The sequence below is a fragment of the Streptomyces cinnamoneus genome, from assembly GCF_014650495.1.
GTDB lineage: Bacteria > Actinomycetota > Actinomycetes > Streptomycetales > Streptomycetaceae > Streptomyces > Streptomyces cinnamoneus.
This window is the reverse complement of record NZ_BMVB01000001.1, coordinates 170,558-184,717: the sequence shown is the minus strand read 5'-3', so window position 1 is coordinate 184,717 and position 14,160 is coordinate 170,558. Positions and strand designations below refer to the sequence as shown.

14 protein-coding genes are annotated in these 14,160 nt (G+C 75.5%); 7 read left to right on the top strand and 7 right to left on the bottom strand.

What is annotated here, in order from left to right; all coding sequences use genetic code 11:
• From IE182_RS00765 to IE182_RS00755, 3 genes are read right to left on the bottom strand one after another with little or no spacing between them, the layout of a single operon-like run.
• Positions 1 to 1,158: an acetyl-CoA C-acetyltransferase gene (locus IE182_RS00765; RefSeq protein ID WP_190107609.1), complete on the bottom strand. Its 1,158-nt coding sequence runs from the start codon at positions 1,156 to 1,158 to the stop codon at positions 1 to 3.
• Positions 1,159 to 1,191: 33 nt separating this feature from the next.
• Positions 1,192 to 1,806 (bottom strand): TetR/AcrR family transcriptional regulator, encoded by a 615-nt coding sequence (locus tag IE182_RS00760; RefSeq protein WP_190107929.1) that lies wholly within the window; start codon positions 1,804 to 1,806, stop codon positions 1,192 to 1,194.
• 30 nt (positions 1,807 to 1,836) lie between these two features.
• Positions 1,837 to 2,637 carry an SDR family oxidoreductase gene (locus tag IE182_RS00755; protein ID WP_190107608.1) on the bottom strand — a complete coding sequence of 267 codons (801 nt, stop codon included), beginning with the start codon at positions 2,635 to 2,637 and terminating at the stop codon, positions 1,837 to 1,839.
• Positions 2,638 to 2,682: 45 nt separating this feature from the next.
• Between IE182_RS00755 and IE182_RS00750 the strand changes: the two genes are divergently transcribed.
• From IE182_RS00750 to IE182_RS00730, 5 genes are all read left to right on the top strand, one after another.
• Positions 2,683 to 3,519 carry an enoyl-CoA hydratase gene (locus tag IE182_RS00750; protein WP_190107607.1) on the top strand — a complete coding sequence of 279 codons (837 nt, stop codon included), beginning with the start codon at positions 2,683 to 2,685 and terminating at the stop codon, positions 3,517 to 3,519.
• Positions 3,519 to 4,679 (top strand): acyl-CoA dehydrogenase family protein, encoded by a 1,161-nt coding sequence (locus tag IE182_RS00745; protein ID WP_190107606.1) that lies wholly within the window; start codon positions 3,519 to 3,521, stop codon positions 4,677 to 4,679. Before IE182_RS00750 ends, IE182_RS00745 begins: the two co-directional genes overlap by 1 nt.
• A complete protein-coding gene (locus tag IE182_RS00740) occupies positions 4,676 to 5,914 on the top strand; it encodes an acyl-CoA dehydrogenase family protein (protein WP_190107605.1) in 1,239 nt (412 codons plus the stop codon). Before IE182_RS00745 ends, IE182_RS00740 begins: the two co-directional genes overlap by 4 nt.
• Before the next feature lie 21 nt (positions 5,915 to 5,935).
• Complete coding sequence (locus IE182_RS00735; protein ID WP_190107604.1) at positions 5,936 to 7,267, top strand: FUSC family protein; 1,332 nt, start codon at positions 5,936 to 5,938, stop codon at positions 7,265 to 7,267.
• An 80-nt stretch (positions 7,268 to 7,347) separates the two neighbouring features.
• Positions 7,348 to 7,863 carry a MarR family winged helix-turn-helix transcriptional regulator gene (locus IE182_RS00730; RefSeq protein ID WP_229844485.1) on the top strand — a complete coding sequence of 172 codons (516 nt, stop codon included), beginning with the start codon at positions 7,348 to 7,350 and terminating at the stop codon, positions 7,861 to 7,863.
• A 36-nt stretch (positions 7,864 to 7,899) separates the two neighbouring features.
• On the opposite strand, the gene IE182_RS00725 is transcribed toward IE182_RS00730, so the two are convergent.
• From IE182_RS00725 to IE182_RS00710, 4 genes are all read right to left on the bottom strand, one after another.
• Entirely contained in the window at positions 7,900 to 8,454 is a 555-nt protein-coding gene (locus IE182_RS00725) for a hypothetical protein (RefSeq protein ID WP_190107603.1), read from the bottom strand.
• Positions 8,451 to 9,953, bottom strand: a complete 1,503-nt coding sequence (locus IE182_RS00720) for an ATP-binding protein (protein ID WP_190107602.1) — start codon at positions 9,951 to 9,953, stop codon at positions 8,451 to 8,453. The genes IE182_RS00725 and IE182_RS00720 overlap by 4 nt, the downstream gene beginning before the upstream one ends.
• Positions 9,954 to 9,969: 16 nt before the next feature.
• Positions 9,970 to 10,674: a response regulator gene (locus IE182_RS00715; RefSeq protein ID WP_190107601.1), complete on the bottom strand. Its 705-nt coding sequence runs from the start codon at positions 10,672 to 10,674 to the stop codon at positions 9,970 to 9,972.
• Positions 10,675 to 10,748: 74 nt separating this feature from the next.
• Positions 10,749 to 11,519 (bottom strand): PaaX family transcriptional regulator C-terminal domain-containing protein, encoded by a 771-nt coding sequence (locus IE182_RS00710; protein WP_190107600.1) that lies wholly within the window; start codon positions 11,517 to 11,519, stop codon positions 10,749 to 10,751.
• A 77-nt stretch (positions 11,520 to 11,596) separates the two neighbouring features.
• Here IE182_RS00710 and IE182_RS00705 point away from each other — a divergent pair, with 77 nt between their 5' ends.
• On the top strand, positions 11,597 to 13,243 hold the full coding sequence (locus tag IE182_RS00705) for an isovaleryl-CoA dehydrogenase (protein WP_190107599.1): 1,647 nt from the start codon (positions 11,597 to 11,599) through the stop codon (positions 13,241 to 13,243).
• On the top strand, positions 13,240 to 14,025 hold the full coding sequence (locus tag IE182_RS00700; RefSeq protein WP_190107598.1) for a crotonase/enoyl-CoA hydratase family protein: 786 nt from the start codon (positions 13,240 to 13,242) through the stop codon (positions 14,023 to 14,025). The genes IE182_RS00705 and IE182_RS00700 overlap by 4 nt, the downstream gene beginning before the upstream one ends.
• The last annotated feature ends 135 nt before the right edge of the window (positions 14,026 to 14,160 follow it).

Below are 14,160 nucleotides of genomic sequence, written 5' to 3'. Positions count from 1 at the left end.
TCAGAGCCGCTCGATGATCGTGACGTTGGCCTGCCCGCCGCCTTCGCACATCACCTGCAGCCCGTAGCGGCCGCCCCTGCGCTCCAGTTCGTACAGCAGCGTGGTCATCAGCTTGGCGCCGGTGGCGCCCAGGGGGTGGCCGAGTGCGATCGCGCCGCCGTTGACGTTGACCCGCCCGGGGTCGGCCCCGGTCTCCTTCAGCCAGGCCAGGACCACCGGCGCGAACGCCTCGTTGATCTCCACCAGGTCGATGGCGTCGATCGTCAGGCCCGCGCGCCGCAGGGCGTAGGCGGTGGCGGGGATGGGCGCGGTGAGCATGAGGATGGGGTCCTCGCCGCGCACGGACAGGTGGTGGATCCGGGCGCGGGGGGCCAGGCCGTGTTCCTGCACGGCGCGTTCGCTCGCCAGGAGCAGGGCCGCCGCGCCGTCCGAGACCTGCGAGGAGAGGGCGGCCGTCAGCCGTCCGCCCGGCACGACCGCCGGGAGGGCGGCCATCCGCTCCAGGGAGGTGTCCCGGCGGGGGCCCTCGTCGGTCGTCAGGTCGCCGTAGGCGACGGTCTCGCGGGCGAAGCGGCCCTCGTCGATCGCCTGCAGCGCCCGCCGGTGCGAGCCCAGCGCGAGCTCTTCCATCCTCGCGCGCGATATCCCCCACTTCTCGGCGATCAGTTCGGCGCCGTGGAACTGGCTGACGGGCCGGTCCCCGTAGCGGGCGCGCCAGCCGCGCGAGCCGGCGAAGGGGCCCTGGGTGAGGCCCAGCGGTTCGGCGGCGCGCTGGAAGGCGTAGCCGATGGGCACCTGCGACATGCTCTGCGTGCCGCCGGCCACCACCAGGTCCTGGGTGCCGGAGAGGACGGCCTGGGCGGCGAAGTGGACGGCCTGCTGGCCGGATCCGCACTGCCGGTCGACGGTGACGCCCGGCACCTCCTCCGGCAGTCCGGCGGCCAGCCAGCTGGTGCGGGCGATGTCACCGGCCTGCGGCCCGACCGCGTCGAGGCAGCCGAGGACGACGTCGTCCACCGCGACCGGGTCGACGCCGGTCCGCCGCATCAGCTCCTTGATGACGTGCGCGCCGAGGTCGGCGGGGTGGGCGCCGGCCAGGGCGCCGCCGCGCCGGCCGACGGGGGTGCGGACCGCTTCGACGATGTATGCCTCGGCCATGGCTGCTGCTCCCCTGGGAGGTCGGTCGGGATGTCAGTCCGGCACGGCGATGCCGTCCAGGACCATGGACAGATACTGGCGGGCGATCTCCTGCGCGCCGTGCGCCCCGCCGGGCCGGTACCAGGACGCGGCGACCCACACCGTGTCGCGCAGGAAGCGGTAGGTGAGCCGGAGGTCGAGGTCGGCGCGGAAGGCACGCTCGGCGACCCCGCGCTCCAGCGTGCCCATCCACAGGGCCTCGAACTTCTCCTGGGACTCGGCGAGATAGGCGAAGCGGGGGTGGTCGGCGAGGTGCCGGGCCTCCTTCTGGTAGACGGCGACGGCGGCGCGGTGCCGGTCGATCTCCCGGAAGGACTCGCTGACGAGGGCCTCGACGGTCTCGCGCGGCCCGAGGCCGGCGGCGAGCACGGCGTCGTAGCCGGCCCACAGTTCGCCGAGGAAGGTGGAGAGGATCTCGTCCAGCATCGACTCCTTGGAGTCGAAGTGGTAGTAGAGGCTGCCGGCGAGCATGCCCGCCTCGTCGGCGATCCGGCGGACGGTGGTGGCGCTGTAGCCCTGCTCGGCGAACACCTCGGCGGCCGTCGCGAGCAGTTCGCCGCGCCGCGCGGCGGCCGGCTTCTCGGTGGTGGTCTTCTTGCTGATCGGCACGGTGTCATTCTCGTTCACGTTCGGTGCGGCTCATGGGTGCTGGCTGCTGACGGCGACGGTCTCGCCGGTCATGTACGAGGAGTAGTCGCCGGCGAGGAAGACGATGACGTTGGCGACCTCCCACGGCTCGGCGGCCCGCCCGAACGCCTCGCGGGCGGTCAGCTCGGCGAGCAGCCCGGGCGTGGTGACCCTGGCCAGGTGGGGGTGGGCGGCGAGGCTGGGCGAGACGGCGTTGACGCGGACGCCGTAGGCGGCGGCCTCCACGGCGGCGCAGCGGGTCAGGGCCATCACGCCGGCCTTGGCGGCGGCGTAGTGGGCCTGGCCGCGCTGGGCCCGCCAGCCCACGACGGAGGCGTTGTTGACGACGACTCCGCCGGTGCCGGCGGCGCGCATGCGGCGCAGGGCCGCGCGGGTGCAGCGGAAGGTGCCCGTCAGGGTGGTGTCGACGACGTCGTCCCACTGGGCGTCGGTCATGTCGGCGAGGTCGGCGGTGCCGCCGAGGCCCGCGTTGTTGACGAGGATGTCGAGCGGGCCGTGGCGGGTCTCGGCGAGGTCGAGCAGCGCGGCGACCTGCGGCTCGTCCCTGACGTCGCAGGGCGCACCGGCCACCCGCCCCTCGCCGAACTCGCGGGCCAGGGCGGCGACGGTCTCGCGGAGGCGGCGGGCGTGGGCGTCGCCGAGGACGACGCTGGCGCCTTCTTCGAGGAAGCGCCGGGCCGTTGCGCCGCCGATGCCCGTCCCGGCGGCCGCGGTGACGACGGCGCTGCGGCCGGCCAGCAGGTCGTGAGCGGGGACGTAGGGCGGGGGGCCGGGGCCCTCGACACTGCTCATGGGCCCACGCTAACCTACCAAACACTTGTTAGGGAAGGATGCCCGATGGCCCCTGACGCACCGGTCCTCTACGAGCGGCACGGCCCCCTCGCGCACGTCACCATGAACCGGCCCGAGTACCGCAACGCCCAGAATTCGGCCATGACGTACGCCCTCGACGCGGCCTTCTACCGGGCGGCGGACGACGACGGCGTCAAGGTGATCGTCCTCGCCGGGACGGGGGCGCACTTCTCCGCCGGCCACGACATCGGCACACCGCAGCGCGACGCCCATCTGCCCTTCGAGCGCCGGGCGGGCCTGTGGTGGGACCATTCGGACAAGCGGGGTGCGGAGCAGCGCTACGCACGCGAGTCGGAGGTCTACCTCGGCATGTGCCGCCGCTGGCGCGAGCTGCCCAAGCCGGTGCTGGCGAGCGTGCAGGGCGCCTGTGTGGCGGGCGGTCTGATGCTGGCCTGGGTGTGCGATCTGATCGTCGCGAGCGAGGACGCCTTCTTCGCCGACCCGGTGGTGCGGATGGGCATCCCCGGCGTCGAGTTCTTCGCCCACCCCTGGGTGATGCCGCCGCGCGTGGCCAAGGAGTTCCTCTTCACCGGCGACCGGATGAGCGCGCGGCGCGCCCATGAGGTGGGGATGGTCAGCCGGGTGGTGCCGCGCGGGGAACTGGCGGCGGCCACCCGTGAACTGGCGGAGTGCATCGCCCGCATGCCCCGCATGGGGCTCGCGCTCACCAAACGGGCCGTCAACCAGGCCGAGGACCTGCAGGGCCTGCACGCGGGGCTGGACTCGGTCTTCGGGCTGCACCACCTGGCGCACGCGCACAACGCGGAGACCACTGCCGATCCCCTCGCCGGCCTGGACGCACGAGCCATGAAGGACGCCTGATGGACCTCGATCTCACCGCCGCGGAACGGGCGTTCCGGGCGGAGGCGCGCGCCTGGCTGGCCGCGCACGTGCCGCGGGCTCCGCTCGCCTCGCTGGAGACGCGGCGGGGGTTCGCCGAGCACCGGTCCTGGGAGCGGGTCCTGTCCGAGGGCGGCTGGTCGGCCGTCTCGTGGCCGCGCCGCTTCGGGGGCCGGGACGCCTCCCTCGTGGAGTGGCTGCTCTTCGAGGAGGAGTACTACGCGGCCGGCGCCCCCGGCCGGGTCTCGCAGAACGGCATCCACCTCCTCGCCCCCACCCTCTTCGCGCACGGCACGGACGAGCAGCGCGCCCGTCTCCTGCCGCCGATGGCGAGCGGGGAGACGGTGTGGGCCCAGGCGTGGTCGGAGCCGGACTCCGGCTCCGACCTGGCCTCCCTGCGGTCCGCCGCGGTGCGCACGGAGGGCGGCTGGCTGCTCAAGGGGCACAAGACGTGGTCCTCGCGGGCCGCCTTCGCCGACCGTGCCTTCGGGCTGTTCCGCAGCCATCCGGGCGCGGACCGGCCGCACCGGGGGCTGACGTACGTCATGTTCCCGCTCGACGCGCACGGGGTGACCGTCCGGCCCATCGGCCGTCTCGACGGCAAGCCGGCGTTCGCGGAGATCTTCCTCGACGACGTGTTCGTGCCCGACGCGGACGTCATCGGCGAGCCCGGGCAGGGCTGGCGCGTGGCCATGAGCACCGCGGGCGCCGAACGGGGGCTCACCCTGCGCAGCCCCGGCCGCTTCACGGCGGCCGCCCGCCGTCTGCTGGCGCTGTGGCGCGCGGCCGGCGGCGACGACGGGGGCGGGGGCGGCGCGGGGCTCGGGGACCGGGTGGCGGATGCGGTGATCCGGGCGCGGGCCTATCAGTTGTACGGCTGCGCGCGGGCCTCGCACGACGCCGGCGGCGGGCCGCCCGGCGCCGAGGCGAGCCTGACGAAGGTCTTCTGGTCCGAGCTGGACCTCGCGTTGCACGAGACGGCGCTGGACCTGCTGGGCCCCTCCGGCGAGCCGGCGGACGGCGACTGGGCGCAGGGCTGGACGTTCGCCCTCGCCGGGCCGCTGTACGCCGGGACGAACGAGATCCAGCGCGACGTCATCGCCGAGCGGCTGCTGGGCCTGCCGAAGGGGCGCCGCGGATGAGGTTCGCACTGGACGCCGAGCAGCGGGCCTTCGCCGCCACGCTGGACCGGATGTTCTCCGCGGCCGGCACGCCGTCGGCGGTACGGGCGTGGGCCCGCGGCGAGCACGGCCCGGGGCTCGCGCTGTGGGAACGGGCCGCGCAGGCGGGCGTCTTCGCGCTGGCGGCGCCGGAGGCGTACGGCGGGCTGGGGCCGCTGCCCGTGGACGTGGCCGTCGCCTGCACCGAGTCGGGGCGTCACTGCGTGCCGGGGCCACTGGTGGAGACGGTGGCGGTGACGGCCCTGCTGGTGCGGCTCGCGGAAGCGGGTGTGGCGGCGCCCGCGCGGGAGTGGGTGCCACGGCTGTGCGCGGGCCGGGCCCGGGCGACACTGGCGGCACCGGCCGGGGGCCCGTACGCACTGGACGCCGACGTGGCGGACGCGGTCTTCGTGGTGACCGGCACCGGGGACGGGCCCGGAGCAGGAGCGGTCGCTCCGGCTGCACCCACCGCGCAGGCGAACGCACCGGCCGCACCCCGTGCAGGAGCGGTCACTCCGGCCGCACCCACCGCGGAGGCGAACGTACTGGCCGCGCCCCGTGCAGGAGCGGTCACTCCGGCCGCACCCACCGCAGGGGCGGACACCCCGGCCGCACCCTCCGCAACGGCCGGCGCCCCGGTCGTCGAGCTCCGGCTCGCTCCCGGCCACGGTCCGGTGCTTGCCTCGCTCGACCCGGCGCGGCGGCTCGCCCGGGTGCGCCCGGGCGGGGTGCTGCTCGCCGCCGGACCGGCGGTGCAGGACGCCGCGGCGTACGCCGCCGCCTGGGCGGCCTGTGCGACCGCCGCCCAGGCGCTCGGGGTGGGCGAGGCCCTCCTCGGCCGCACCATCGAGTACGCCGGGCGGCGCGAGCAGTTCGGGCGGGCGATCGGCTCGTTCCAGGCGGTCAAGCACCGGCTGGCGGACACGCTCGTCGCCCTGGAGTTCGCCCGGCCCCTGGTGCACGGCGCCGCCGTGGCGCTGGCCACGGGCGCGGGGACGGCGTCGGCCGAGGTGGCGGCGGCGAAGGTCGCCGCGTGCGAGGCCGCGGACGCGGCGGCCCGTACCGCCCTGCAGGTGCACGGGGCGATCGGCTACACCGCCGAGTACGACCTGTCGCTGTGGATCGGCAAGGCACGGGCACTGCGGTCCGCGTGGGGCAGCCCCCAGGAGTGCCGGAGGAAGGTCCTGCGCCAGGGAGAGCACATCTTTCACATATAAAACACCTGCTAATCTCCATGGATGGCGAAACCCTCCCGTCCCCTCCCCCGGCCGCTTCCCCTGCCGCTGCGCGGCCTGCTGCGCCTGGGGCCGGCCGCGCCCCACTGGCCGCGGCCCGCCTTCAGCGCGGCCGTCGCCATGGCGACGGCGGACTTCACGCTGCTCGCGCTGGGCCGCCTCGACCTGGCCCTCTACACCGCCGCCGGGGCGCTGTGCGCGCTGTACGGCCACGACCGGCCGTACGCCGTGCGCGCGCGGACCGTCGCCGCGGTGGTCCTGGGCACGGTCGCCGGGGTCGGCGTGGCGCTGGTCAGCGCCTCGCTCACGGGCTGCGCGCCGCTGCTGATCCTGCTGGCCTCGCTGGTGGCGGCGGTGCAGCGGATGTTCTGCGACGCGAGCAGGATCGGGCCGCCGGGCAACGTCGTGCTCACCTTCGTCACCTCGACGGCGTTCTTCGTGCCGCAGCGGCCGGCGGACGTTCCCGGGCATCTGGCCCTGGTCCTCGCCGCGGGGGCCCTGGCCTGGCTGGTCTGCATGGCGCCCGCACTCGTCCGCCCGCACGGACCCGCCGGCCCCCGCCGGCCCGGGCCCGGTGTCATGGCGCGGCTGCGCCCGGGCTCGCCGCTCCTGCCCGTCGGCGCCCGTGTGGCGGCCGGCGCCACGCTGGCGGGCTGGGCCGCGCTCGCGCTGGGCAGCGCCCACCCGTACTGGGCGGTCGTCACCGCCGCGGCGGTCTTCCAGGCCAACACGACGCTCTCCTGGCACCGCGCGGTCCAGCGCGTGGTCGGCAACCTCCTGGGCCTGCTGCTCTTCACCGCGCTGCTGCCTCTCACCCGGCTGGGCGCGGTGGCGCTGGTGCTCGTCGCCCTCGCGCTGCAGATCGGGGCGGAGGCGGTCATGGCGCGGAACTACTGGCTGGGGAGCGTGTGCGTGACCCCGATGGCACTGGTACTGGGCGAGTTCGGCGGGGCGCATCCGGCGGCCGGGCTCGTCGCGGACCGGTGGACCGGCACCCTCGTCGGCGTGACGGCCGGCCTGTTCGTCTGCGCACTGGTCACCAACCGGCGGGCGACGGACCGGGTGGAGGGCGCCCTCCGCCACGCCGCCGCCGCGCGCGCCGCGGCCGCGGAGCTGCTGGACGCCGCCGCGCCGGCCGGCCCCGCGGCCGGCCCGGCCCGGGACCGGCTCGCCCGTGCGCTGCTGGAGCTGCGCGAGGCCACCGACGTCGCGGCGGGCGAGTGGTGGCAGCGCCCCCTGCCCGGCGAACGGGTGGCCGCCGAGGAGCGTGCGGGGCAGCGGGTCCTGGCCGCGCTCGACGAGCGGACGGCCACGGCCCCCGCGGCGGCGGGGTGACGGAGGGGTACTCCAGTGCGCCCCGGCGCAAGCGGTCACGGCAGAATCTACGGAGAGCCCCCACCGGAGAGGACCAGAACGTGGCCGAGGACGCCGAGGACATCGTCGCGCGCGTGCTGCGCCAATGGCAGCAGGTCCACCCCGGGCTGGACACCGCGCCGATGGCCGTGATCGGCAGGCTCAACCGCTGCGCCGCCCTGCTGCAGCAGGCATCGGACGCCCCGCTGGTGCGGGAGGGGCTGTCGCGGGCGGAGTTCGACATCCTGGGCACGCTGCGGCGTACGGGCCGGGAGCTGACGCCGGGGCAGATCGCGCGCGAGACCTTCGCCTCCGGGGCGGCCGTCACCAAGCGGCTGCGGGTGCTGGAGGGGCGCGAGCTGGTGGCGCGCCGGGCCGACGACCGCGACCGGCGGGTGGCCCACCTCTCCCTCACCCCGGCCGGCGAGGAGCTCATCGACCGGCTGATCCCCCTGCAGCTCGGCTACGAGCAGGCCCTGCTGGCCGGCCTCGGCGACGACCGCCAGGCGGAGCTCGCGGACATCCTGGCCGGGCTGCTCGTCCTCCTGGAGGGACGGCTCGGCGGCCTCCAGCCCTGACCCGCGCCCCCGTCGTACGCCTGCCGGGGGCCGGGGTCAGGGGGCGGGGCTCGCCGCGGGCGGTACGACGACGGGCGCGATGTACTTGTTGTCGCAGACCTGGTCGGACAGCTTCTTGCCGCCGCCGGCGAGGGTCACCTTGACCTCCTCGGCCGGCAGGTCGCCCGGCACCCCGTTGTGCGCGGCGGTGCACACGAGCTGGCTGCGGGCGGTGGCCGTCAGACGGGTGACGTCCAGCGGCAGCTGGACGGTCACCGTGCCCTGGCCGCTGACGACCTCCACGCGCCCGCCGGACTTGGGCAGCTCGGAGTACAGGCCGCGGAACCGCTCGGCCTCGTTGGGCCCCGCCAGCAGCAGCGGGACCGCCTCCTCGGCGCTCACCTCGCCCTGGGCGGGGCGGGAGACCGGCTGCAGTCCGCCGGGGTAACCGAAGTAGAGCCGGGCCTCCTTGACCGGGGCGCCCGGCCGTTTGGCCCCCTGGGCGGGCCGGCCCACCTCGATGACCTCGGTCGGTTCGATGCCGCAGCCGGCCAGCAGGCCGGCGAGCGCCCCGGCCAGGGCCACCGCGGCCACCGTGCGTCGGGTCCTCATGCTTCGTCGCCTCCCCGGCGCAGCGGAAGGTCGACGGTGAACACCGCGCCCCCCTCGGGCCCGTTGGCGGCCCGGACGGTGCCGTCGTGCAGACGGACGTTCTCCAGCGTGATGGCGAGGCCGAGGCCGCTGCCCTCGGAGCGGACGCGGGCGACGTCGGCCTTGAAGAAGCGCTCGAAGACGTGCGGCAGCACCTCGGGGTCGATGCCCTCGCCGCGGTCGGCGATCTCGATCAGCAGGTGCTCCTCGTCCCCCGGCTGGGCGGGCGGCTCCACGCGGACGGCGACGCTCACCGGCTCGCCGCCGTGCCGCAGGGCGTTGCCGACGAGGTTGGCGACCACGACGTCGATGCGGCGCGGATCCAGCCGGGCCCGTACGTCCTCGGGCAGGTCGGCCGTCACCTTCTCCTGCCAGCCGCGCGCCTGGAGGGTCTTGCGCACGGTCTCGGCGACGTCGACCTCGTCCAGGTGCAGGGCGGCGGCGCCGGCGTCGAAGCGGGAGATCTCCATCAGGTCCTCGACCATGCGCGCCAGCTTCCCGGTCTCCTCGCTGATGAGGCGGACCGCGTAGGCGGTGTCGGGGTCGAGGGTGGCCGCGTCCTCGTCGAGGACGTCGACGACCGCGGTCATCGCGGCCAGCGGGGTGCGCAGCTCGTGCGAGACGTCGGCGGCGAAGCGCCGGGAGTTCGCCTCCATGCGGCGCAGCTCGGCGACGTTCTCCTCCAGGGCCGCCGCCATGTCGTTGAACGTGCGGGAGAGGTCGGCCAGTTCGTCGCGCCCGGTCACCTTCAGGCGGGTGTCCAGCTCGCCCTCGGTGATCTGCTGGGTGGCGCGGCGCAGCTCCCGTACGGGCCGCAGCACGCCGCGGGCGGCGATCAGGGCGGGCACCACGGCCAGCGCGATGGCCGGCAGGGCGCCGCTCTGCGCCGCCTCGACCAGGGCCTTGACGTTGGCCGCGTCCTGGCGCAGCGGCACCTGTGCGTACACCTCCAGGCCGGACATCTCCCCGCCGCCGTCCCGGTAGGCCACGGGCAGGCCGATCACGAGCCAGGGGTCGCCGTCGATGCTGACGCGCTGGAAGGCGGCGATGCCGTCCCGGACCTTCTCGCGCACGCCGGCCGGCAGGCGGGTGTCCAGGGTGCCCTTGAGGTTGTTCGGCACCATCGGCCCGTCCTTGTAGCGGGCGTGCACGGTCCAGCGCTGGGCCTGCCCGGCCCGGCCGAGGTCCTGGGTGAACTTCATCAGGTCGCTGCTGCGCGGCGGGAAGCGCAGGTCGGGGACCTGCGAGTCGACCTGCGAGCGCAGCGCGTTCACGGCCGTGTCCTGGGTGCGCTTGAGGATCGCGGTGCGCGCCTCGCGGAAGGTGAGCGCGGCCGTGGTGAGCGCGCTGAGCGCGGAGACCAGCAGGAACGCCACGACGAGCCGGGCGCGCAGGCCGCGGGCGAGGGTGCGCAGGGCCGGGCGTCGGACGGTGGGGCGGCGCAGCGCCGGTCGTTTCACGGGGGTGCCGCTCGCTCTAGAGGGGACCGAAGCGGTAGCCGAAGCCGCGCACGGTCTGGATGTACTTCGGGGAGCGGGTGGACTCCTCGACCTTGGTGCGCAGCCGCATCACGCAGGCGTCCACGAGCCGGGCGTCGCCGTGGTAGCTGTGCTCCCAGACGTGTTCGAGGAGCTGCTGCCGGCTGAAGACGCGGCCCGGGGTGGCCGACAGGTACAGCAGCAGCTTCATCTCGGAGGGGGCGAGCGCCAGGTCCTGGCCGTTCTTGGTGACGAGCAGGCCGGCGCGGTCGATGGCCAGGTCGCCGTGGACCTCGGCGGCGGCCTGCGGGAGGGCGGGGTCCGGGCCGCCGCCGTCGACGGGCGCGGCCCGGCGCAGGACGGCGCGGATGCGGGCCTCCAGGACCTCACCGCGGGCGGGCTTGACGATGTAGTCGTCGGCGCCGGCCTCCAGGCCGAGGACGACGTCGATGTCGTCGCCGCGGGCGGTGAGCATGATGATCGGGATCTGCTGGGTGGCCCGGATGCGGCGGCAGACCTCGAAGCCGCTCTTGTCGGGCAGCATCAGGTCGAGCAGGACGAGGTCGGGCCGGAAGGCTTCCAGCGCGGTCAGTCCCGCCTCACCGGTGGGGGCGGCCTCGACCTCGTGGCCGCGGCGGCGCAGGGTGAGGGTGACCCCTTCCCTGACGGCCCGGTCGTCCTCGATCAGAAGCACGCGTGACATGGGCACCAGTATCGGTCGTTCATATGCGCGAACGCGCATCGGGGCGGCCGGTGGGTGGAACTGTCACGGAGTGCTCATATTCCCCGGTCGCCGAAGGGGCCGGCCGTCTCGCCGATGTGCTGCAGCAGCAGGGCGCGGACGTCGCGGTCGAACGCCTCGTACCGGGCGCGCAGCCGCTCGCCGGGCCAGTCGGGCGGCAGCAGGGCCTCCGGCAGGACCGGGTCGGCCAGGAGGTGGCGCAGGACGGCGGCGGAGACGGTGAAGCGGTCGGCGAGGGGGCCGGGGCGGTCGGCGAGCGCCGCCTCCAGTGCGCGGGCCCGCCGGGCCCAGGCGGCCAGGTCCCACAGGCCGGCCGCGAGCACCGCCGGGTCCCCCTCCGGCGCGCCGGTGAGCAGGGTGCACTGTTCGGCCACGACCGCCGGCCGCTCCCGGCGGACGAGGTTGGCCGGGCGCAGCCAGCAGCCTTCCCGCAGCTCGGCCATCCGCAGTCCGGCCATCGCCTGGCGCAGGGCGGCCCGCTCCGGCGCGGCCCGCCGTTCGCCGGTGACGACGGCGATCTCCCAGTCCCCGTCCCACGGGCGGGTGCGCGGGGCCCGGCTGTCGTCCTGCCGGGCCTGCCGGGCCAGCAGCCGTTCGGTGAGCCGGTACGCGCCGTCGCACTGTTCCACGTCCCCGGCGGCGGCCATGCGGGTCAGCGCGGTGCGGATCGTCCCCTCGGCGGTGCCGAAGAGCTGGCCCACGCGGACGAGGGCGCGGGCGGGCAGGGCGGGCGGGTGGTGGCCGAGCAGGGTCGACAGCACGATCGAGCGCGCGGTCAGCGGCCGCAGTGAAAGCGATTCCTCCATGACCGGTCACACCCTATCCATTACAGTCCCGCATCACGCATCATAAAAGTGTAATGCCGCTGCCCCAGGAGGTCGCCGTGAGCGCCACGCACGAAGTGTTCAACCAGGCCCCGCCCCTGACCGGCTTCTCCACCGCCGACGACCCCGCCCTGCTGGAGGCCCTGCACCGCGAGGGCGGCGCCTGGGGCGAGGCGGAGGTCCGCGCGCTGGGCGCCCGGGCCGGGTCGCAGGAGGTGCAGGACTGGGCCCGGATGGCCGAGGCGGTCCCGCCCGTGCTGCGCACCCACGACCGCTACGGCCACCGCGTGGACGAGGTCGAGTTCCACCCCGCCTGGCACCGGCTCATGGCCGCCGCCGTGGAGAGCGGCCAGCACGCCGCCCCCTGGGCCGAGGCCCGCCCCGGCGCGCACCTGGTGCGGGCGGCGAAGTTCTACGTGTGGGCCCAGGCCGAGCCGGGCCACGGCTGCCCCGTCTCCATGACGTACGCGGCCGTGCCCGCGCTGCGCGCCCAGCCCGATCTCGCCGCCGTCTACGAGCCGTTGCTCGCCTCGCGGACGTACGACTACGGGCTGCGCCCGCCGCTCGGCAAGCGGGGCCTGATCGCCGGCATGTCGATGACGGAGAAGCAGGGCGGCTCGGACGTGCGGGCCAACACCACGACCGCCGTGCCGGCCGGCGACGGCTCGTACGTCATCACCGGGCACAAGTGGTTCACGTCGGCGCCGATGAGCGACGTCTTCCTCGTCCTGGCGCAGACCCGCGAGGGCCTCACGTGCTTCCTGATGCCGCGGGTGCTGCCCGACGGCACGCGCAACGCGATGCGGCTGCAGCGGCTGAAGGACAAGCTCGGCAACCGCTCCAACGCCTCGGCGGAGATCGAGTACGAGCAGGCCGTGGCCTGGCCCGTGGGCGAACCGGGGCGCGGCGTGCGCACCATCGTCGAGATGGTCAACATGACCCGGCTGGACTGCGTCGTCGGCTCCGCCGCCGGCATGCGGGCCGGGCTGCGGCAGGCCCTCCACCACGCGGCCCACCGGCGGGCGTTCGGCGCCGAGCTCGTCGACCAGCCGCTGATGCGCAACGTCCTGGCCGACCTCGCCGTCGAGTCGGAGGCCGCCACCGTCCTCGCGATGCGGCTCGCGGCGGCCCTCGACCGCTCCGAGGCCGGGGACGCCGGTGAGGCGGCGCTGCGCCGCCTGGCCCTGGCGGCCGGCAAGTACTGGGTCTGCAAGCGCGGCAGCGCCCACGCCGCCGAGGCCCTCGAATGCCTGGGCGGCAACGGCTACGTCGAGGAGTCGGGCATGCCCCGGCTCTACCGGGAGGCGCCGCTGCTGTCCATCTGGGAGGGCTCCGGCAACGTGGCCGCGCTCGACGTGCTGCGGGCCCTGGAACGCGAACCGGCCGCCCTCGACGCCTACTTCACCGAGGTCGGCCTGGCGGCCGGGGCCGACCGGCGGCTCGACGCCGCGACCGGCCGCCTGCGCGAGCTGCTGGGCACGCTCCGCGACCCCGCCCGCGCACAGCTCACCGCCCGCCGGGTCGCCGAGCAGCTCACGCTCGTCCTCCAGGGCAGCCTGCTGGTGCGGCACAGCACCCCGGCCGTCGCCGACGCGTTCTGCGCCTCCCGGCTCGGCGGGGACTGGGGCAACGCCTTCGGCACCCTGCCGCCGGGAACGGACCTCGGGCCGGTCCTCGACCGCGCGCTGCTCAAGGACGCGCGATGACGGCCGGCGGCCACGCGGCGGCCGTCCGCACCGAACGCAGCGGCCACGTCACCACGGTGATCCTCTCCCGGCCCGACGTGCGCAACGCCGTGGACGGGCCGACGGCCGCCGCCCTAGCCGACGCCTTCCGGGCGTTCGAGGCCGACAAGAGCGCGCGGGTCGCGGTGCTGTGGGGCGAGGGCGGTACGTTCTGCGCCGGCTTCGACCTCAAGGCGTTCGCCGGCGAGCACGCCAACCAGCTCGCCGACGACGGCGACGGACCCATGGGCCCCACCCGGATGCGCCTGTCCAAGCCGGTCGTCGCGGCGGTGAGCGGCTACGCGGTCGCGGGCGGCCTGGAGCTGGCGCTCTGGTGCGACCTGCGGGTGGCGGAGGAGGACGCGGTGTTCGGCGTCTTCTGCCGCCGCTGGGGGGTGCCCCTCGTCGACGGGGGAACCGTCCGGCTGCCCCGGCTGATCGGGACGAGCCGCGCCCTGGACCTGATCCTCACCGGCCGGCCGGTGCCGGCGCCGGAGGCGCACGCCATGGGGCTGGCCAACCGCCTGGTGCCGCCCGGCCGTTCGCGCGCGGCGGCCGAGGAGCTGGCGGCGGAGATCGCCCGCTTCCCGCAGTCCTGTCTGCGCGGCGACCGCGCCTCGGTGCTGGAGCAGGAGGGCCTCTCCGAGGAACGGGCGATGGCCGTCGAACTCGGCCACGGCCGGGGCTCCTTGACCGAGGCCCGCGAGGGTGCGGCCCGCTTCGCCGCGGGCGCGGGACGGCACGGGGACTTCACCCAGCTGTGAACGGCCGGCGATCCGCCCAACCCGTCCGTGGCCTCTTTTCACCCCATCGGAGGAATTAGGCCGAAGCAGGGCGCGTGGCGGGGCCCGCGCACAGCAAGATCACGGTTGTGAGTGGATGGCGCCGGGCAGGACGGG

Bases quoted from the DNA above. Each gene is read 5' to 3' on its own strand.
- IE182_RS00765 (WP_190107609.1), bottom strand. From the start codon at position 1,158: ATGGCCGAGGCATACATCGTCGAAGCGGTCCGCACCCCCGTCGGCCGG.
- IE182_RS00755 (WP_190107608.1), bottom strand. From the start codon at position 2,637: ATGAGCAGTGTCGAGGGCCCCGGCCCCCCGCCCTACGTCCCCGCTCAC.
- IE182_RS00750 (WP_190107607.1), top strand. From the start codon at position 2,683: ATGGCCCCTGACGCACCGGTCCTCTACGAGCGGCACGGCCCCCTCGCG.
- IE182_RS00745 (WP_190107606.1), top strand. From the start codon at position 3,519: ATGGACCTCGATCTCACCGCCGCGGAACGGGCGTTCCGGGCGGAGGCG.
- IE182_RS00740 (WP_190107605.1), top strand. From the start codon at position 4,676: ATGAGGTTCGCACTGGACGCCGAGCAGCGGGCCTTCGCCGCCACGCTG.
- IE182_RS00735 (WP_190107604.1), top strand. From the start codon at position 5,936: ATGGCGAAACCCTCCCGTCCCCTCCCCCGGCCGCTTCCCCTGCCGCTG.
- IE182_RS00725 (WP_190107603.1), bottom strand. From the start codon at position 8,454: ATGAGGACCCGACGCACGGTGGCCGCGGTGGCCCTGGCCGGGGCGCTC.
- IE182_RS00715 (WP_190107601.1), bottom strand. From the start codon at position 10,674: ATGTCACGCGTGCTTCTGATCGAGGACGACCGGGCCGTCAGGGAAGGG.
- IE182_RS00710 (WP_190107600.1), bottom strand. From the start codon at position 11,519: ATGGAGGAATCGCTTTCACTGCGGCCGCTGACCGCGCGCTCGATCGTG.
- IE182_RS00700 (WP_190107598.1), top strand. From the start codon at position 13,240: ATGACGGCCGGCGGCCACGCGGCGGCCGTCCGCACCGAACGCAGCGGC.